Below are 18,085 nucleotides of genomic sequence, written 5' to 3'. Positions count from 1 at the left end.
CAGGCCGCCCGGCTGACCCGCTGCCCGCTGGTAAAGTAGCGCTCCTTTTCACAACCCCGCTGCGTGCCATGCCGTATCGCCTGCTCCGTGCCCTGGCGCTTGCCCTGCTGCCGCTCGCCGCTCCCGCCCAAGCCCAGGAGACCCCGACCATGCCCGTCACCGTCGTGTTCGAGACCAACCACGGCCCAATCACGCTTGAGCTGTACCCCGACCAGGCGCCGAAGACCGTCGCCAACTTCACCGACTACGTGCGCGCCGGCCAGTACAACGGCACCGTGTTCCACCGCGTGATTCCGGGCTTCATGGCGCAGGGCGGCGGCTTCACGGCGGACCTGTCGCAGAAGCCCGTCAACGCGCCGATCACCAACGAGGCCGACAACGGCCTCAAGAACGACCGCGGCACCATCGCCATGGCGCGCACCGGCGAGCCGCACTCGGCCACGGCGCAGTTCTTCATCAACGTGGCCGACAACGCGTTCCTGAACTTCACCGCGCCCACCCGTCAGGGCTGGGGCTATGCGGTGTTCGGCAAGGTGACGGCCGGCATGGACGTGGTGGACGCCATCGTGGCGCTGCCGACCGGCGCCGCGGGACCGTTCGGCTCGGACGTGCCCAAGCAGGCCGCCATCATCGAATCGGCGCGGGTGATCGACGCCCAGTGACGCTGCGCGTCTTCATCGCCGACCTGCACCTGCGCGCCGAGGCGGCCGACCAGGCGCGCTTTGGCGCCTTTCTCGAACGCTTCGGCGCCGGCAGCGAGCTGTACGTGCTGGGCGATCTGTTTGATCTGTGGCTCGGTGACGATGTCGACCTGCCCCGCTTTGCGCCGGTGGTGGACGCGCTCGCCGCCTATGGCGCGCGCGGCGGCGCGGCGCACGTCATGGTGGGCAACCACGACTTTCTGTTCGGCGCGGCGTTTTTCGCACACAGCGGCGCGCGCGCGCTGGCCGATCCGACCGTCATCGAGCACGCCGGCCATCGCCTGCTGCTGACACACGGCGATGCGCTGTGCACGGCGGATGTCGACTACCAGGCGTTTCGGGCGCGCATCCGGGCGCCGGCGTTCGTGACCGAGTTTCTGGCCAAACCGCCGGCAGAACGCGTGCAGATCGCGCGCGGCTTTCAGGACGCCAGCCGCAGCGCCACCGCCGCCAAGAGCGCCGACGTGATGGAAGTGGACGCGGACGCGGCCAACGCGGCGCTCAAGGACACCGGCGCCGACATCCTGCTGCACGGCCACACCCACCGGCCAGGCGTCCATCGCCTGGCGGCCGGAAAGCGCGTGGTGCTAGGCACGTGGTACGGCGGCGAAAGCGCGCTCGTGTGGCCCACGGACGGCCCACCGCAACCCATCAACATGGGCTGCGACGCACGCGATCTGATCGATTAAGCGAATCAGCGAAAACGCCGCGCCAGGGCACCACCCGCGGCACAAGGATGTGCCGCGCGTCTTCAACGCACCGCGTTGAAGACGGAGCTAACCGAAAACCACGCTTTTCGGTTAGCGAGGGCCGGGCGGTCCGGGACGGACCGATCCGGCCCCTCAATCAAGGCGTCTGCGCGTTCTCCTTCGGCGGCGGGATCATGTCCCGCGACGACAAGCCCGTCGGCAGCAGCGACCAGCTCGCGACGTAAATCGTCGAGTAGACGCCAGCCAGCACGCCGATCAGCATGGCCAGCGAAAAGCCGTGGATCGCATCGCCGCCGAACAACACCAGCGGCAGCAGCGCCAGCACCACGGTGGCGGTGGTGGCGATGGTGCGCGTCATGGTCTCGTTGACGGACCGGTTGATGACCTCGCGCGTGGTGGCCTTGCGCATGCGCGGGAAGTTCTCGCGGATGCGGTCGTAGATGACCACGGTGTCGTTGATCGAGTAGCCGATCACGGTCAGCACCGCCGCCACAACCGTCAGGTCGAACTCGATGCCGAGCAGCGCACAGAAACCGACCGTGATGATGGCGTCGTGCGCCAGCGACACGATGGCGCCGAACGCGAACCGGTACTCGAAGCGGAACGCCACGTAGGCGCCGATGGCGAGGATGGCGTACAGCAACGCGAGCGAGGCGTTGGTGACCAGCTCGTCACCCACCTGCGGGCCGACGAATTCCACGCGCTTTAACGCCACCTGGCCCTGGTGGCCGGCATCCAGCGCCTCCAGCACGCGCGTGCTGAGCTCGCCGGTCGACCCGGCGGCGCCCGCCGGGATGCGCACCAGCACCTCGCTGCGCGTGCCGAAGTACTGCACGATGGCCTTGTCGAGCCCGCGCCCGGCGAGCGCGGCCTGCACCTGATCGAGCTCCACCGGCGCCGGGTACTGCACCTCGACCAGCGTGCCGCCGGTGAAATCCACACCGAAGTTGAGCCCGCGCGTGGCGAGCGCGATCACCGAGATCAGCACCAGCATCCCGGACAGCGCCAGCATGACCGGCGCGTAGCGCATGAAATCGATCTTGAACGTCGGCTGCGCCATGGCTCAGCTCCGTGCGGCAGCCGTCGCGCGGCGCGCGCGCGGCTGGATGAGGTTGACCATGGCACGCGTCACGAACACGGCCGTGAACACGGTGGTGACGATGCCGATCGACAGCGTGACGGCGAAGCCCTTGACCGGGCCCGAGCCGAAGATGAACAACAGCAGGCCCGCCAGCAGCGTGGTGATGTTGGCATCCAGAATCGTGCCGAAGGCGCGTTCGTAGCCGGCGGCGATGCTCGCCTGCGGCGAATTGCCGTTGCGCCGCTCCTCGCGGATGCGCTCGTTGATCAGCACGTTGGCGTCCACCGCCATGCCGAGCGTGAGCACGATGCCGGCGATGCCGGGCAGCGTGAGCGTCGCCTGCAGCAACGACATCAGAGCGAGGATCAGCAGCAGGTTGCCGACCAGCGCGAGGTTCGCGATCAGGCCGAGCGTGCGGTAGCGCACGGCCATGAACAGCACCACCAGCGCCAGCGCGGCGATCACCGCGCGCACGCCCTTGTCGATGTTCTCCTTGCCAAGGCTGGGGCCGACGGTGCGCTCCTCGACGATGGCGAGCGGCGCCGCGAGCGAGCCCGCCCGCAGCAGCAGCGCGAGATCGCGCGCCTCGCGGGCGTTGTCCATGCCGGTGATCTGGAATCGCCGACCGAGACGATCCTGGATCACCGGCGCGGTGATCACTTCCTCGGTGCGGCGGTTGCGCCGCTCGACGCTGCCGTCGGGCTTGCGCACGGTGTCGGTCTTGTTCTCGATGAACACCACCGCCAGGCGGCGGCCGACGTTCTCGCCGGTGACGCGCTCGAAGATGCCGGCGCCGCGCGCGTCGAGCGACACGTGCACCACCGCCCCGCCCGACTGCTGGTCGAAACCCGAGGCGGCATCGGTGATGTACTCGCCGGTCAGGATGGCGCGGTCCTTGATGAGGATCTGCCCGCCGGCGCGCAGCGGATACAGCCGCGAACCTGGCGGCACGCGGCCGGCCAGCGCGCCCGCGAGGTCGTGCTCCTCGTCCACCAGCTTGAACTCCAGCGTGGCGGTGGCGCCCAGCACTTCCTTGGCGCGCGCGGTGTCCTGCACGCCCGGCAGCTGCACGATGATGCGGCTGTCGCCCTGCTGCTGCACGATCGGCTCGGCCACGCCGAGCTCGTTCACGCGGTTGCGCAGCGTGGTGATGTTCTGCTGCAGCGCCATGCGCCGCAGCTCGATGCGGTAGGGATCGCCGAGGCGCCCGATGAGGCGCTGACCGTCCTCGCCCACCGTGTCGACCACCAGCTCGGCGTGCGTGCGGGCGATCAGCGCACGCGCCTTGGCGACGTCGTCCGCGTTGCGCAGCCGCAGTTCAACGCCGCTTGCCTCGCCCTCGGCGACGCGGCGCACCCACTCGTAGCGCAGCTTTTCCTCACGCAGCAGCTGGCGCAGGTCATCAACCAGGCGCTCTTCCGCCGCGCGCACCGCGGACGCGGTGTCCACTTCCATCAGGAAATGCACGCCGCCGCGAAGATCGAGACCCAGAAACATCGGTTGCGCGCGCAGTGCCGTCAGCCACCCCGGCGCCGCCGGCACCAGGTTCAGCGCCACCGTGTAGTCCTGCCCCAGCGCGTCCCGCACGGCGTCCTGCGCCTTGAGCTGCTGGTCGGTGTCCGCAAAGCGCAGCGTGAGGCTGCCGTCGGCGAGCGCGCTCGCCTTCTCCGGCACCCCGGCGGCCTTCAGCGCGGCGATGACCTGCCGCGCGGTGCCGTCATCCACCACCCGGCCGCGCTGGCCGGAGATCTGCAGGGCCGGATCGGTGCCGTAAAGGTTCGGCAAGGCGTAAAGGGCGCCCAGCGCCAGAACGAGCGCAATCAGCAGATTGGCCCACCAGGGGTAGCGGTTCATGCGGCGCGGCTCGGCTGGGGCAGGCTCAGATGGACTTCAGCGTTCCCTTGGGCAACACCTGGGCGACCGCGTGCTTCTGCACCTTCACCTCGACCCCGGACGCGATCTCGACCGCGAGGAACTGATCGGTCACCCGCACCACCTGCCCGGCGATACCGCCCGCCACGACCACCTCGTCGCCGGCCTTGATCTCGCTGATCAGCTTGCGGTGCTCCTTCTGCCGCTTCATCTGCGGCCGGATCATCATCAGGTAGAACACCACGAACAGCGCCAGCACGAAGAACATGCTCTCGAAGCCGGGCGGGGCGGCGGCCGCGGCGGCTGGCGCCTGCTCGGCGAGGGCGTCCTTGATGAACATCGACATGCGGTTTTTCCTGCGATTTCAGGCCCAAAAAATGGCGGCGGATTATGGCACAGGGGGCACCGGCAGCCCCTGGCGGCCGTAGAAGTCGGCGACGAAGGTGTCGAGCGTGCCGAGCTCGATGGCGCCCCGCAGGCCCTGCATCAGCACCTGGTAGTAATGCAGGTTGTGCAGGGTGTTGAGCCGCATGCCGAGCAGCTCGCCGGCCTGGTCGAGATGCCGCAGGTAGGACCGGCTGTGGTGCTGGCAGGTGTAGCAGGCGCAACCCTCCTCCACCGGCCGGGTGTCGTCCCGGTAGCGGGCATTACGCAGCCGCAGCACGCCGTCCGCCGTGAACAGGTAGGCGTGGCGGGCGTGGCGGGTCGGCATCACGCAGTCGAACATGTCGATGCCACGGCGCACGGCTTCCACGATGTCCTGCGGCGTGCCGACGCCCATCAGGTACCGCGGCCGTGCGGCCGGCAGGCGCGGCCCGATAAACTCCAGCACGCGCAGCATCTCGTCCCGCGGCTCGCCCACCGACAACCCACCTACGGCGTAGCCGTCGAAGCCGATGTCGAGCAGGCCGGCAAGCGAGGCCGCGCGCAGGTCCTCGTGCACCCCGCCCTGCACGATGCCGAACAGCGCGCCCGGATGGTCGCCGTGCGCCACGCGGCTGCGCGCCGCCCAGCGCAGCGACAGTTCCATGGAGCGCCGCGCCGTGGCGTGGTCGGCCGGGTACGGCGTGCACTCGTCGAAGATCATCACCACGTCGCTGCCCAAACCGTGCTGGACGGCGATCGCCTCCTCCGGCCCCAGGAACACGCGGCTGCCGTCGACCGGCGAGCGGAACCACACGCCCTGCTCGCTGATCTTGCGCAGCGTCTTCAGGCTGTACACCTGAAAGCCGCCGGAGTCGGTCAGGATCGGCCCCGGCCAGGCCATGAAATCGTGCAGGCTGCCGTGCCGGCGCACGATGTCGACACCCGGCCGCAGCATCAGGTGAAACGTGTTGCCGAGCAGGATCTGCGCGCCGGTGTCCGCCACCTCCTGCGTGGTCAGCGACTTCACCGTGCCCTGCGTGCCGACCGGCATGAAGGCCGGCGTGTCCACCGCGCCGCGCTCGAACGTGAGCCGCCCGCGCCGCGCCGCGCCATCGCTCGCCAGCAGATCGAAGTTCACGGCGCGCGCTCCAGCAGCATGGCATCGCCGTAGCTGAAAAAGCGATAGCCCTGCTCGACCGCATGCCGGTAGGCGGCCATCACCGTCTCGTAGCCGCCAAAGGCACACACCAGCATCAGCAGCGTCGACTCCGGCAAGTGGAAATTGGTGATCAGCACGTCCACCACCCGGAATTCATAACCGGGCGTAATGAAAAGCCGCGTCTCACCCTCGAAGGGCGCAAGCGCGCCGCCGGCCGCCGCGCTTTCGAGCGAGCGCACCACCGTCGTGCCGACCGCCACCACCCGCCCGCCGCGCGCGCGCGCGGCCGCCACGTGCGCGCACACCGCGTCCGGCACGTGCGCCCGCTCGGCATGCATGCGGTGCTCGGCAAGGTCATCCACGCGCACCGGCTTGAAGGTGCCGGCCCCGACGTGCAGGGTAACGGTGCCGACCTCGACGCCCATGCCGCGCAGTTGATCGAGCAAGGCCTCGTCGAAATGCAATCCCGCGGTCGACGCCGCCACGGCGCCCGGCTGCCGGCCGTAGATGGTCTGGTAACGCTGCGCGTCGTCGGCATCGGCCGGCCGGGCGATGTACGGCGGCAGCGGCAGCGCGCCGACCGCGTCCAGCCACTCGGCAATCGGCCGATCGAAGCGCAGCTCGAAGAACTCGCCCTGCCGCCCGCCCACGGTGGCGCCCACCTGCTGCCCGCCGCCTGCGAACTCGATCCGCGCCCCGGGCTTGAGCGCCTTGCTGGCACGCAGTTGCGCCAGCGCGTCGCGTTCACCCAGCAGGCGCTCGATCAGCGCCTCGACCTGTCCACCCGTGTCCCGCCGACCCCGCAGCCGGGCCGGGATCACGCGCGTGTCGTTCACGACCAGCAGGTCACCCGGCCGCAACAGCGACGGCAGATCGGTGAAGCGCCGATCCTCACGCGGCCCTGTGGCCGGCAGGTACAGCAGGCGACTCGCACTGCGCTCGGCAAGCGGCTGCTGGGCGATCAGCGCCGGCGGCAGCGTGTAGGTGAAATCCTGGCGGCGCATGGGGCGGCGGATGGTAGCAGAGCGCCCCGCGGCGGCTTGAGCCGAGCCGCGCGGATGGCCATACTAGCCGCCCCTTCCCGGCCGGGATGGCGAAACCGGTAGACGCGCCAGACTCAAAATCTGGTGGGGGAAACCTCGTGAGAGTTCGATTCTCTCTCCCGGCACCAAATCCTCACCACTCGCCGTAGCCTCTTGGACCGCCAGCGCGGGTTCTCGCTTCGATCTGTCGCGACTCGGCGCGCACGGTGGGGTCTTCATCGAGTGTCGACCGCAGCGGCGCGCGGCAGGCGACGACAGCCGGCGGAACGTACGCACCCGCGATTTCGCGCCCCCCTGCCGAGGTTGGCATCCGCCCCCAGATTCACCGCGCGAACTCCCGCGCGCAAGGACCGGTCAAACCGAGCGCGGTCAAGGCAAAAAAGGAGAACGCCATGCGCAACTTTCAACAGACCGGTCAAGGCATCGCCTTTGCGGCATTGCTGGCACTCGGGTGCACCGTGACACCGACCCACGCGGAAACCGAGCTCACGACGGCAAAGGCCGCCGAGGTCACCGTGCAGAACGTGCAGGCCAGCGGCACGACGGTGCAGGGCGAGGTCGTCAACAACACGGGCGACAACGTGGTCGGCGCCGAACTCGTGGTCCGTCACCGCTGGCTGTGGGCGAATGAAACGAAGCCCGGAACGGACGATCCAGGCTGGATCGACGCCTACCCGCTGGCCGAGACCATTCCGCCGGGCGGTAGGCTGCCGTTTACCGTGGAGGCGACGCAGACGCCGCCGCAGCGCTCCGACGGCAGCTTTGAGACAACCGCGTTCGTGCGCAGCTACGCGACGCAGCCGCTGCAGTAGCCGGACACAAGCGACCGGCCCGGCCGGGTGAGGATTTGCTTACCCGGCCGGGGCTGAGGATTGCCCGCCCCGGCACTCGCGGTATCTCAAAGACGCGGCTGCGGCCTTGTTAAACTCGGGTCAGGCTCTTCCACGCAACGAAAACGCATGACCCACCCCGCTTTCGAACCCGTCCGCAGCGAGCGCGTGTCTGCGCTCAACCTGACCGTCGAGGAATACCGCCACCGCGTCACCGGCGCGCGGCACATTCATCTCGCCGCCGCGGACGACAACAACGCCTTTCTGGTGGCCTTTCTCACCGTGCCGCAGGACTCGACGGGCGTCGCCCACATCCTGGAGCACACAGCCCTGTGCGGCAGCCGCCACTACCCGGTGCGCGACCCGTTCTTTCTGATGCTGCGCCGGTCGCTGAACACCTTCATGAACGCCATGACGGCGAGCGACTGGACCGCCTACCCGTTCGCCAGCCAGAACCGCAAGGACTTCTTCAACCTGCTGGACGTGTACCTGGACGCGGCGTTCTTCCCGACGCTCGACCCGCTCGACTTCGCCCAGGAAGGCCATCGGCTGGAGTTTGCCGAGGCCGGCAATCCCGCCTCGGAACTCACCTTCAAGGGCGTGGTATTCAACGAGATGAAGGGCGCCATGAGCGCGCCCGTGTCCGCGCTGTGGCAGGCGCTGGCGCGCGAGGTCTACCCGACCACCACCTACCACCACAACTCCGGTGGCGACCCGCAGCGCATCCCGGACCTGAGCTACGAACAGCTCAAGGCCTTCCACGCGCGGCACTACCACCCGAGCAACGCCACGTTCTTCACCTACGGCGACATCCCGGCCGCCGAGCACCAGGCCATCATGGAAGACCGCGTGCTGCGGCACTTCGAACGGCTCGACATTGATCTGCGCGTGCCGCCCGAGCAGCGCTACGCGGCCCCGCGCGTGGTGGAGGAAACCTACGCCGCAGAGGACGGCGACACCGCGCGCAAGACGCACACCGTGCTCGGCTGGCTGCTCGGCGACATGACCGACATCGACCAGGTGCTGCGCCTGAACCTGCTGTCGCGGCTGCTGCTCGACAACTCGTCCTCGCCACTCATGCACGCGCTCGAAACCACCACGCTCGGCAGCGCGCCCTCGCCGCTATGCGGGCTGGACGACTCCGCCCGCGAGTTGCTGTTCGCGGCTGGCGTGGAAGGCTCTGAGCCCGAGCACGCCGCAGCGGTCGAAAAGCTGGTGCTGGACGTGCTCGCCGAGGTGGCCGACACCGGCGTGCCGGCCGATCAGGTGGAGGCGATGCTGCACCAGATCGAGCTTGGCCGGCGCGAGATCGGCGGCGACCGCTACCCGTACGGCCTGCAACTGATCATGAACGCGCTGCCGCAGGCTGTGCACCACGGCGACCCGGTGCAGGCGCTCGCCATCGACGCCGCGCTGGAGCGCCTGCGCGCCGCGGCGGCGGAGCCCGGCTTCGTGCAGAACGAGGTGCGCCGCTGGCTGCTCGACAACCCGCACCGCGTGCGCCTGACCATGCGGCCCGACACCACGCAGGCCGAGCGCGAGCGCGCCGCGGAACAGGCGCGTCTGGCCGCCATCCAGGCCGAGCTCGACGAGGCCGAGCGTCAACGCATCGTGGACCAGGCGCAGGCGCTCGAAGCCCGCCAGGCGCATCAGGACGACCCCGACATCCTGCCGCGCGTGACGCTGGACGACGTGCCGGTCGCGCTCAAGATCCCGCAGGCCGTGCAGGAACCCATCGCCGGCCTGCCCACCACCTGGTACGACCAGCCGACCAACGGCCTCGTCTATCAGCAGATCGTCATCGACCTGCCGGCGCTCAGCGACGACGAACTCAACCTGCTGCCGCTGCTCGCCGAGACCATCAGCGAAGTCGGCGCCGCCGGGCGCGATTACACGCAGACGCAGGCCCTACACGCCGCGCTCACCGGCGGCATCGGCGCCAGCCCCAGCGTGGGCGCGCTCGCGGCGGACAACCAGCAAAGCCGCGGTTTGTTTGTGGTATCCGGCAAGGCGCTGGCGCGCAACCACGGCGCGCTGTCGAAGCTGCTGCACGAGACGCTGCACACGGCGCGCTTCGACGAGCTCGACCGCCTGCGCGAGCTCGTCGCGCAAATCCGCATGGGCGACGAGAACTCCGTCACCGGCAATGGCCACGCGCTCGCCATGGCCGCCGCCAGCGCCGGCATGAGCCCGGTCGCGCGCCTGTCGCACCAGTGGTCGGGGCTGGCCGGCATCAAGGCCATCAAGGCACTCGACGATGGGCTCGACGACCGCGCCGCGCTCGAACACCTCGCCGAGCGCCTCGCCGCGCTGCGCGCACGCCTCGCCGCGGCGCCGCTGCAGTTCATGATTGTCGCCGAGGACGAGCAACAGCCCGACATCGCCGTGCGTCTCGCGCAGGTGTGGCTGGAAACCCACGCGCTGCCCGCCGCGAGCGACGCACGCCTGGCGCTCGCGCCGGCCGGCGGCCGGGTGGCGGAAGCCTGGACCACCAACACGCAGGTCAACTTCTGCGCCCGCGCCTACCCCACCGTTGCCTGGAGCCATCCGGATGCCCCGGCGCTGTCGGTGCTGGGCGGGTACCTGCGTAACGGCTTTCTGCACAGCGCCATCCGCGAGAAAGGCGGCGCCTACGGCGGCGGCGCGGGCTTCGACGCCGACAGCGGCGCGTTCCGCTTCTACAGCTACCGCGACCCGCGTCTGGCCGACACGCTGGCCGACTTCGACCGCGCGCTCGACTGGCTGCACGGCGACGACCACCCGCCGCGGGCGGTGGAAGAAGCCATCCTCGGCGTCATCGGCGGCATCGACCGGCCGGCCTCACCGGCCGGCGAAGCGCGCCGGGCGTTTCACGCCAACCTGTTCGGCCGCAGCGCCGAGGCACGGCGCCTGTATCGTCTGGCGGTGCTGGGCGTGACGCTGGACGACCTGCGTCGCGTCGCCGCCACCTACCTCAAGCCCGAGCGCGCCAGCACGGCCGTGGTGACCAGCCAGGCCACGCTCGACAAGGCGGGCGATCTCGGCCTCACAGCCGTGCGGCTGTAACGCCCCCGCCCGGGCCGCCGATCACTCGGCGCGCTCGATACGGACTGTGGGAGGCCCGCCCTCGGGCCGAATCGGGGTCGCACCCATTCGCGGCGAGGGCACCGCTCCCACGGCCATATCCCAAGACGTCAGCCATGAAAACGCGAAAGGCAGATTACGCTTCGCTAATCTGCCCTACGCGGGCTACGTGCTGCATTGGATGGCGGGGACCTATGCATCCCAAACTTCAAATGCACCTTCACGGACAAAGTCATTGACTAGGGAGAGTTCGCTCAAATCAACCCGAACCGGATGGAAGCGCATAGGATCCTGTAGGGCGCTCTCGAAAATGCGATCAAATGCGGCAGCGAGCGCCGAGGCATCTGCCAGTGAGACCTTGAAGCCCGAAGCCAAATATGCGGCGGTGGGGCCAAGTGGGTTCCAACCGTACCGAAGCGCCAACGCGAGGGAATCGGCCCAATGCGGTGTGGCAATTGCGATCGTCTCGCCATCGCGTTTAAGGAGTAGAGTCGTAGACATGGGTGCAGCCTAACGAGACAAGCTCACCGGCGCGCCTCAGCGCGTCGGTTTGGGCGCCGTGTTAGGCGTTTCCAAAGGCGCCCCACCGGACGAAGCCAAAAATGGGAAGACAATTCCTGCTCAAAGATTTCCTGGATACGCTCGGAGTGCTTTCCCATAGTCAAGAAGCGCGAGTCTCCGAGGCTGGGTTGAGTATGAAGCGCCCAATAAGATTTTGCGAGATCATAAAACTCGTTACGGACGCTGGTAGGCAGATAGAGCCGCGCGATACGAGCCTGATTAAGCGCCGGTTGGTACGCATCAAGAACCTTTAGCCCGCGCTCAGCTTCCTCAAGTTGGCGATCGAACAGGAAATCGGTCGCTTTGCGATGTGCATCGTCGAGTAGTTGAAGGAACTTGGCGAATGCCTCGGACCGGCGCTCTAGCAGCCACTTATGATGCTGCGTCTGCCGAGTAAAGTATGCACCCATGAACCCCCCCGCAAGTGCCGATGCAGCTGTCGTTAGCGTGTCAAGGAGCACTCTTATCCTCCAAGCGTCTAATGCAACATTGAGGGGGCGCGGTTTTTGGCGCGCCCCTCTCGAGCGCCATGTTAGGCGATTTTCTGCTTTTCGCTCTCACGTTGGTAGCCCGCGTAGGCGGATCGCACTCCGCCTTCCGCGTGTCTATTTATTGGCGCGTTGCATGCCGCAGCGCAATGCAGACGCAGTCAGCATCTTACGTATCTCCAGCTCGTGTAGGGCGGATCGCGATCCGCCTTCCGCGTTCGACAAAAATAATCCGACGATATCTCAATATACGGGCGGTTGCTCAGCTACCGAAGATCACCCCCGCCCAAACGAAAACCCGAAGCTCCCAAGCCGACCGTAATCCCCGTGAAAGACATCCCCCGGCGTCACCGGCATGGCTCGGGTGAACGAGCCGGCCAGGATCACCTGCCCCGCTTCCAGCGCCACGCCGTGGCGGGCGAAACGCTGGGCGAGCCAGGCGATGCCGGCGGCGGGATGGCCGAGCACGCCGGCGGCGAGGCCGGTTTCCTCGACCACGCCGTTGCGGTACAGCACGGCGCCGGCCCAGCGCAGGTCGATGTCCTGCGGGCGCACGGGGCGGCCGGCCAGCACCACGCCGGCGCTCGCGGCGTTGTCGGCGATGGTGTCGAGCACGCCGCGGCGGGCGCCGGTTTCCGCGTCCACGCGCTCGGTGCGGGCGTCGATGATCTCGATGGCGGGCTGCACCCAGTCGGTGGCGGCCAGCACGTCGGTGACGCTCACGGTTTCGCCCGCCAGCGGCCGGCCGAGGATGAAGGCGAGTTCCACTTCCACCATCGGCACGATGAAGCGGTCGCCCGGAATCACGGCGCCGTCGGCGAACAGCATGTCGTCGAGCAGGGTGCCGTAGTCGGGCTCGGTGATGCCGAACGCCTGCTGCATGGCGCGCGAGGTGAGGCCGATCTTGCGCCCCAGCAGGCGCCGCCCGGATGTTGCCTTGTGCGCCATCCAGGCGGCCTGGATGGCGTAGCTGTCGTCGACGGTGATGTCGGGGAAGTCGCGCTTCAGTTGCCGGCGCGGCCGGCGCGTCCGCTCGGCCGCTTCGAGCTCGGCGGCGATGCCTTGTACCGCCGCCTCATCCAGGGTCCGCGCCACCGCCTCAGCCGCCGAAGTGCTTGACGATCAGCGGGTACATGGCGTCCCAGCGCTGGGTCTGCGCCCAGTGGCCGCAGCGGTCCAGCACCACCAGCTCGGCCTTTTTCAGGTGCTGCATGAAGTAGAGGCTGGTGTCGAGCGGCACGATGCGGTCCTGCCGGCCGTGGATCAGGAGCACTTCGTGCGGCAGCCGCGAGAGCTGGCTCTCCGGCACGGTCAGATCGTTCATGCCGGCGGCCTGCGCCTCGAACAGCATGTTGGTCATCTCGCGCGTCTTGGGGTCCATCGCCACCGAGTAGCGCTGCGTGATGATGTCGTCCAGGCCCGGCACCTGCGACGGGTCGTGCACAAAGCTCTCGATGACTTCCTTGTAGCGGGACGGGCGCGGGTCCTTGTAGAACATCAGCAGGCGCTTCATCTCCCACGTGTACTCGAACGGCGCGCCGATGGCACCCATCAGCAGCACCTTGTCGAAGCGTTCCGGCGCCTGCACCAGGGCGTGCAGGGTGAGCGCGCCGCCCATGGAGTTGCCGACCACGTGCGCGCGCTCGACACCCAGCGTGTCCATCACGCCCAGCATCTGCTCCACGCGGGCGCCGATCCAGCCCAGAATGTGCGTCGGCAGCTCGGCCGGCAGCTCGGTCTGGCCGAAGCCGACCAGGTCCGGCGCGATCACGTAATAGTGCTTGGCCAGATCCGGCGCGCAGCGCAGCCAGTTGGACGCCGCGGTGGCGCCCGGGCCCGCGCCGTGCAGCAGGATGGCGGGCGGGTTTTTCGGGTCGCCGGCCAGCAGCACATGGCTGGCGATGGCGCCGGACTGAATCTTCTTTTCGACGACGGTTGTGCTCACGGGAGGCTCCTCGCGGTGGTCAGTTCTGCGTGTGTCGGTTGGCACGACGCCGCAATGATAGCGGCGCGGCCGCAGGCGGGACCGGAGCGGGGCCGGTGAGCCGAGCGGCGGGCAACGGCCTGCTGTGGCGGTGGGCGTCGTACGACTTTGCCAACAGCGCGTTCCCGACCGTGATCGAGACCTTCGTGTTCGCGGCCTATTTCACGCGCCAGGTGGCGGCGGATCCTGTGACCGGCGCGGCGCAATGGGGCCTGGCGGTGGGGCTCGCCGGCTTGGCGGTGGCGCTGCTGGGGCCGGTGGTGGGCGCCATCGCCGACCACGGCGGCGGGCAGCGGCGCTGGCTGGCCGCCGCGACGGCGCTGTGCGTGCTGCCGACCGCCGCGCTGTGGTGGGTAACGCCGCACGCGCCGCAGGTGCTGGGCGCGCTGCTGCTGGTGGGCGTGGCGACCGTCGGCATGGAGCTCGCCAGCGTGTTCTACAACGCGCTGCTGCCGCGCCTGGCGCCGCCAGCGCAGATCGGCCGCTGGTCCGGCTGGGGCTGGGGGCTTGGCTACGCGGGCGGGCTGCTGTGTCTGGTGCTCGCGCTGTTCGGCCTCGTGCGGGACGGCGCCTGGCTGGCGCTGCCGCGGGACGACGCGAGCCACGTGCGCGCCACGTTTGTGCTGACGGCGGTGTGGTTCGCGCTGTTCGCGCTGCCGCTGCTGACGGGCCGCCTGCCGGGCTGGGAAAGTAACGGCCGCGTCGAGCTCGGCGCGAGCCTGCGCGACCTTGGCCGCACGCTGCGCGGGCTGCCAAAACAAGGTCCGCTGCTGCGGTTCCTGATCGCGCGGATGCTGTACACGGACGGGCTCGCCACCCTGTTCGCCTTCGGCGGCGTGTACGCGGCCGGCACGTTTGCGATGAGCGAAGCGCAGGTGCTCGCGTTCGGCATCGGCCTTAACGTGACGGCCGGCCTGGGTGCGGTGGCGTTTGCGCAGCTCGACGACCGCATCGGCAGCCGGGCCACCATCGTCATCGCGCTGCTGGCGCTGCTGGTGTGCGGCGCGGGCGCGCTGCTGGCGCCGAACGCGACGGCGTTCTGGATCGCGGGCCTCGCGCTTGGCGTGTTCGTCGGCCCGGCACAGGCGGCGAGCCGCTCGCTGCTGGCGCGCATGGCGCCGGAGGATCAGCGCAATCAGCTGTTCGGCCTGTTCACGCTGTCCGGCAAGGCGACGGCGTTTCTGGGGCCGCTGCTGGTCGGCATGGTGACGCTCGCCGCCGGCAGCCAGCGCGTCGGCATGGCGGTGATCCCGGCGCTGTGGCTGGCGGGCCTTGCGCTGCTGCTGACGGTGCCGGCGGACCGGCGCTAACTGCGCGTCAGGCCACCTGCGGGGCGCCGCGCAGCAGATGCCCCGGCCGTGCGCCGGTCGGCTCGCCGCCGCAAAAGGTCTCGACGCCGGCCACGAAGGTGTGGTCGTAGCCATCGGCGCGTTGCAGCACGCGCTTGCCCCCCGCCGGCAGGTCGTACACCACCTGCGGGCGGCGCACGCGAAGGCGCTCGAAGTCGATCACGTTGATGTCCGCGCGCAGGCCCGGCGCCAGCAGGCCGCGGTCGGCGAGGCCGTAGGCGAGCGCCGTGTCGCGGGTCTGCTTCTTGACCAGAAATTCCAGCGGCAGGCCGGGGCCGCGCTGGCGGTCGCGCGCCCAGTGCGTCAGCAGCGTGGTCGGCGAGCTGGCGTCGCAGATCAGGCCGACGTGCGCGCCGCCGTCAGAAAGACCACACACGGTGGTGTCATCGAGCAGCATCTCGCGCACCACGTCGAGGTTGCCGGCGTGGTAGTTCTCGAACGGGTACAGCAGCAGGCCCTTGCCGTCGTCATCCAGCATCCAGTCGAGCGCCAGCGCCAGCGGCGGTATGCCGCGCCGCGCCGCCTGCGCCACCAGCGCGTCGTCCGGATGCGGCTCGTAGTTCACCGGCTCGGCCAGGCGAAAGGTCTTCGGCAGCGCGCGCTCGATCATCTGCGCGACGATGCCGTCGAGCACCGGCGGCTCGTGGATCAACCGCTCGCGCAGCGCCGCATCGGTGCGCAGCCGCGCCACGCGCTCGGCCGGCGCGAGGTCCGCGATCTCGCGCCACGCTGGCCGGCTCGCCAGCGGGTGCATGCTGGTTTCGAGGCCCATCACAAGACCGATCGGCCGGCTGCCGATCTGGCCGTTCACGGCAATGCCGTCGCGCCGCGCGGCGTGAATCTGCGCCAGCGTCTGCCGCCACAGATTCGGCTGGTGGTCGGTCTGCAACAGCAGCACCGACAGCGGCCGGCCGGCGAGTGCTGCGGCGTCGCGCAGGATCTCGAACTCGCCGGGGCCGAAGTCCGAGTTCACCTGCAGCACGCCGCGCCCGGCGCGGGCGAGCGCCAGCGCCAGGCCGTGCAGCTCCGGCTCGTCGGCGGACAGCGACGGCGTCGGGCGGCCGTCGGCGGCGCGGTGCTTGGTGGTGCGCGACGTGCTGAGGCCAAAAGCGCCGGCGCGCAGTGCCTCCTCCAGCAGGCGGCCCATGGTGGCGATCTCGGCCGCGTCCGGGCGCTGCGCGTGATCCGCGCCGCGCTCGCCCATCACGTAAAAGCGCAGCGCGCCGTGCGGCACCTGGGCGGCGATGTCCATGCTGCGCGGCGTGGCGGCGAGCGCGTCGAGGTACTCGGGAAAGCTCTCCCAGCGAAAGTCGATGCCCTGCGCCAGCACCGTGCCGGGGATGTCCTCCACGCCCTCCATGAGGTTGATGAGGTACGGCGCCGTGCCCGGCCGCAGCGGCGCAAAACCCACGCCGCAGTTGCCGAACACGGCGGTGGTGGCGCCGTGCCAGGACGACGGCGCGAGTTCCGCATCCCAGGTGGCCTGGCCGTCGTAATGGGTGTGGATGTCCACCCAGCCCGGCAGTACCAGCCGGCCGGCGGCGTCAACGCTGCGCCGGGCCGGGCCAAGATCGCGGCCGATGGCGGCGATGTGGCCGCCCGCGACGGCGATGTCGGCCTCGTATGGCGCGCCGCCGCTGCCGTCCACGATGCGGCCGTTACGGATCAACAAGTCGTGCATGGCGTCTCCTCCGTGTGGCGCGATCGGTCGGGGCCGTCACGCTTCGTCGTAATCAAACAGGCCCGGCCCGGCGGGCGATTGCCTCAGAACGCCGGCACCTGCCCCGCCTTGAGCGCCGCGTCCCAGTCGGCGGCGAGCTTGTCGCCACGGGCGACTTCCTCGTTGCCGAGCTTCGGTTTCAGCAGTTCCAGCGCGCGCTCCGCGTTGCTGTTCTTGCGTTGCGCCGCGAGCGTGAACAGCGCGTAGGCACGCGCCGGATCAGCCGGCATGCCAAGCCCGTTGAAGGCCATGAAGCCGAGGTTGTTGAGCGCAAAGGCGTCGCCCTTGGCCGCCGCCTGCCGGTACCAGCGAACGGACTGCGCATCGTCCTGCGGCACGCCCTCGCCCTGGTGGTACATGCGCCCGAGGTTGAAGGCGGCGAGCGGGTCGCCCTGCCCGGCCGCCCTGGTGTACCAGTCGGCCGCCTGCTTGAAGTCGGCCGCCATGCCGGCACCCACCTGGGCCATCACACCCAGGTTGTACTGCGCCTCGCGGTGGCCCTGATTGGCGGCGAGCGTGAACCAGTGCAGCGCCTGCGCGTCGCTGGCCTCCACACCGATGCCCTCGTAGTACATCTGCCCCAGCGTGTACTGGGCACCGGCGTGGCCGGCATCGGCGGCCTTGCGGTACCAGGCCAGCGCCTGCGCGGCGTCGGGCGCGATGCCGAGCCCCTGGTCGTACAGCACGCCGAGGTTGTACGCGGCGGACGGCACGCTCGCGGCAGCCTTCTCAAACTGCCCGCGGGCGGCGGCGTAATCGCGCGCCACGCCGCGGCCATTCACCAGCAGCACGCCGAGGTTGTAGGCGGCCTGCACGTGGCCCTGTGCGGCGGCGGCGCCAAACCACTTGGCAGCGAGCGCGTCGTCCTTGGCCACGCCCTCGCCCTTCGCGTAGCGCACGCCTAGCGCGTACTGCCCGCGCGCGTCACCGGACTTGGCGGCGGCGGTGTCAGCTTCCACCGACGACGCCGGAGTCGCGGCAGGCGCCGTGCTGGCGGCGGATTCAAGATCGGCCGCCCGCGTGGTTGAGGCGCCAAGAACAAGCGCGCCGAACAGCGCAACGACGAGCGAAATACGGAGCATGGGCAAGGCCGGCGACGGGCCGACAGGCGGCGCGGGAGCGCTATGGTACGCTGCCGACGCCACCGCGCCCCCGCCC

15 protein-coding genes and 1 tRNA gene are annotated in these 18,085 nt (G+C 69.5%); 6 read left to right on the top strand and 10 right to left on the bottom strand.

Annotated features, from left to right (window positions below):
* Positions 1-149: 149 nt before the first annotated feature.
* Together AB7F93_RS07600 and AB7F93_RS07595 are read left to right on the top strand one after the other, a co-directional pair.
* Entirely contained in the window at positions 150-662 is a 513-nt protein-coding gene (locus AB7F93_RS07600; RefSeq protein ID WP_428302292.1) for a peptidylprolyl isomerase, read from the top strand.
* Positions 659-1,390, top strand: a complete 732-nt coding sequence (locus tag AB7F93_RS07595; protein WP_428302291.1) for a UDP-2,3-diacylglucosamine diphosphatase — start codon at positions 659-661, stop codon at positions 1,388-1,390. Before AB7F93_RS07600 ends, AB7F93_RS07595 begins: the two co-directional genes overlap by 4 nt.
* A 157-nt stretch (positions 1,391-1,547) precedes the next feature.
* Here the strand turns inward: AB7F93_RS07595 and secF are convergent, their stop codons facing one another.
* The 5 genes from secF to queA are packed head-to-tail and all read right to left on the bottom strand — an operon-like array spanning position 1,548 to position 6,893.
* Complete coding sequence (gene secF, locus AB7F93_RS07590; protein ID WP_428302290.1) at positions 1,548-2,471, bottom strand: protein translocase subunit SecF; 924 nt, start codon at positions 2,469-2,471, stop codon at positions 1,548-1,550.
* 3 nt (positions 2,472-2,474) lie between these two features.
* Positions 2,475-4,346: a protein translocase subunit SecD gene (secD, locus tag AB7F93_RS07585; protein WP_428302289.1), complete on the bottom strand. Its 1,872-nt coding sequence runs from the start codon at positions 4,344-4,346 to the stop codon at positions 2,475-2,477.
* 25 nt (positions 4,347-4,371) lie between these two features.
* Entirely contained in the window at positions 4,372-4,704 is a 333-nt protein-coding gene (gene yajC, locus AB7F93_RS07580) for a preprotein translocase subunit YajC (protein ID WP_428302365.1), read from the bottom strand.
* Positions 4,705-4,752: 48 nt separating this feature from the next.
* The gene (gene tgt / locus AB7F93_RS07575) at positions 4,753-5,868 is read right to left on the bottom strand and encodes a tRNA guanosine(34) transglycosylase Tgt (RefSeq protein WP_428302288.1); all 1,116 of its coding nucleotides are present in this window, start codon (positions 5,866-5,868) and stop codon (positions 4,753-4,755) included.
* Positions 5,865-6,893: a tRNA preQ1(34) S-adenosylmethionine ribosyltransferase-isomerase QueA gene (gene queA / locus AB7F93_RS07570; protein ID WP_428302287.1), complete on the bottom strand. Its 1,029-nt coding sequence runs from the start codon at positions 6,891-6,893 to the stop codon at positions 5,865-5,867. The genes tgt and queA overlap by 4 nt, the downstream gene beginning before the upstream one ends.
* An 80-nt stretch (positions 6,894-6,973) precedes the next feature.
* On the opposite strand from queA, the gene AB7F93_RS07565 reads away from it, so the two are divergent.
* The 3 genes from AB7F93_RS07565 (at position 6,974) to AB7F93_RS07555 (ending at position 10,807) form a co-directional block, all read left to right on the top strand.
* Positions 6,974-7,060, top strand: a tRNA-Leu gene (locus tag AB7F93_RS07565).
* 264 nt (positions 7,061-7,324) lie between these two features.
* Positions 7,325-7,744, top strand: a complete 420-nt coding sequence (locus AB7F93_RS07560) for a hypothetical protein (RefSeq protein ID WP_428302286.1) — start codon at positions 7,325-7,327, stop codon at positions 7,742-7,744.
* Positions 7,745-7,891: 147 nt separating this feature from the next.
* Positions 7,892-10,807: an insulinase family protein gene (locus tag AB7F93_RS07555; protein WP_428302285.1), complete on the top strand. Its 2,916-nt coding sequence runs from the start codon at positions 7,892-7,894 to the stop codon at positions 10,805-10,807.
* Positions 10,808-11,349: 542 nt separating this feature from the next.
* Here the strand turns inward: AB7F93_RS07555 and AB7F93_RS07550 are convergent.
* The 3 genes from AB7F93_RS07550 to AB7F93_RS07540 form a co-directional block, all read right to left on the bottom strand.
* Positions 11,350-11,796, bottom strand: coding sequence for a hypothetical protein (locus tag AB7F93_RS07550; protein WP_428302284.1), 447 nt, complete (start codon positions 11,794-11,796; stop codon positions 11,350-11,352).
* 354 nt (positions 11,797-12,150) lie between these two features.
* Complete coding sequence (gene hpaH, locus AB7F93_RS07545) at positions 12,151-12,969, bottom strand: 2-oxo-hept-4-ene-1,7-dioate hydratase (RefSeq protein ID WP_428302283.1); 819 nt, start codon at positions 12,967-12,969, stop codon at positions 12,151-12,153.
* Between the two features lie 4 nt (positions 12,970-12,973).
* Entirely contained in the window at positions 12,974-13,819 is an 846-nt protein-coding gene (locus AB7F93_RS07540; protein ID WP_428302282.1) for an alpha/beta fold hydrolase, read from the bottom strand.
* Between the two features lie 95 nt (positions 13,820-13,914).
* On the opposite strand from AB7F93_RS07540, the gene AB7F93_RS07535 reads away from it, so the two are divergent.
* Complete coding sequence (locus AB7F93_RS07535; RefSeq protein WP_428302281.1) at positions 13,915-15,168, top strand: MFS transporter; 1,254 nt, start codon at positions 13,915-13,917, stop codon at positions 15,166-15,168.
* 7 nt (positions 15,169-15,175) lie between these two features.
* Here AB7F93_RS07535 and AB7F93_RS07530 read toward each other — a convergent pair whose 3' ends face one another.
* Positions 15,176-16,888, bottom strand: coding sequence for an N-acyl-D-amino-acid deacylase family protein (locus tag AB7F93_RS07530; protein ID WP_428302280.1), 1,713 nt, complete (start codon positions 16,886-16,888; stop codon positions 15,176-15,178).
* A gap of 83 nt (positions 16,889-16,971) precedes the next feature.
* On the bottom strand, positions 16,972-18,009 hold the full coding sequence (locus AB7F93_RS07525) for an SEL1-like repeat protein (protein WP_428302279.1): 1,038 nt from the start codon (positions 18,007-18,009) through the stop codon (positions 16,972-16,974).
* Positions 18,010-18,085: the final 76 nt, after the last annotated feature.

Source organism: Immundisolibacter sp. (assembly GCF_050250495.1).
Taxonomy (GTDB): Bacteria; Pseudomonadota; Gammaproteobacteria; order Immundisolibacterales; family Immundisolibacteraceae; genus Immundisolibacter.
The sequence above is the reverse complement of the archived record's forward strand: the minus strand, read 5'-3'. Positions and strand labels throughout refer to the sequence as shown.

Coding starts and splice junctions, on each gene's coding strand:
- AB7F93_RS07600 (WP_428302292.1), top strand. CDS start 150: ATGCCCGTCACCGTCGTGTTCGAGACCAACCACGGCCCAATCACGCTT.
- secF (WP_428302290.1), bottom strand. CDS start 2,471: ATGGCGCAGCCGACGTTCAAGATCGATTTCATGCGCTACGCGCCGGTC.
- secD (WP_428302289.1), bottom strand. CDS start 4,346: ATGAACCGCTACCCCTGGTGGGCCAATCTGCTGATTGCGCTCGTTCTG.
- yajC (WP_428302365.1), bottom strand. CDS start 4,704: ATGTTCATCAAGGACGCCCTCGCCGAGCAGGCGCCAGCCGCCGCGGCC.
- queA (WP_428302287.1), bottom strand. CDS start 6,893: ATGCGCCGCCAGGATTTCACCTACACGCTGCCGCCGGCGCTGATCGCC.
- AB7F93_RS07560 (WP_428302286.1), top strand. CDS start 7,325: ATGCGCAACTTTCAACAGACCGGTCAAGGCATCGCCTTTGCGGCATTG.
- AB7F93_RS07555 (WP_428302285.1), top strand. CDS start 7,892: ATGACCCACCCCGCTTTCGAACCCGTCCGCAGCGAGCGCGTGTCTGCG.
- AB7F93_RS07550 (WP_428302284.1), bottom strand. CDS start 11,796: ATGGGTGCATACTTTACTCGGCAGACGCAGCATCATAAGTGGCTGCTA.
- AB7F93_RS07530 (WP_428302280.1), bottom strand. CDS start 16,888: ATGCACGACTTGTTGATCCGTAACGGCCGCATCGTGGACGGCAGCGGC.
- AB7F93_RS07525 (WP_428302279.1), bottom strand. CDS start 18,009: ATGCTCCGTATTTCGCTCGTCGTTGCGCTGTTCGGCGCGCTTGTTCTT.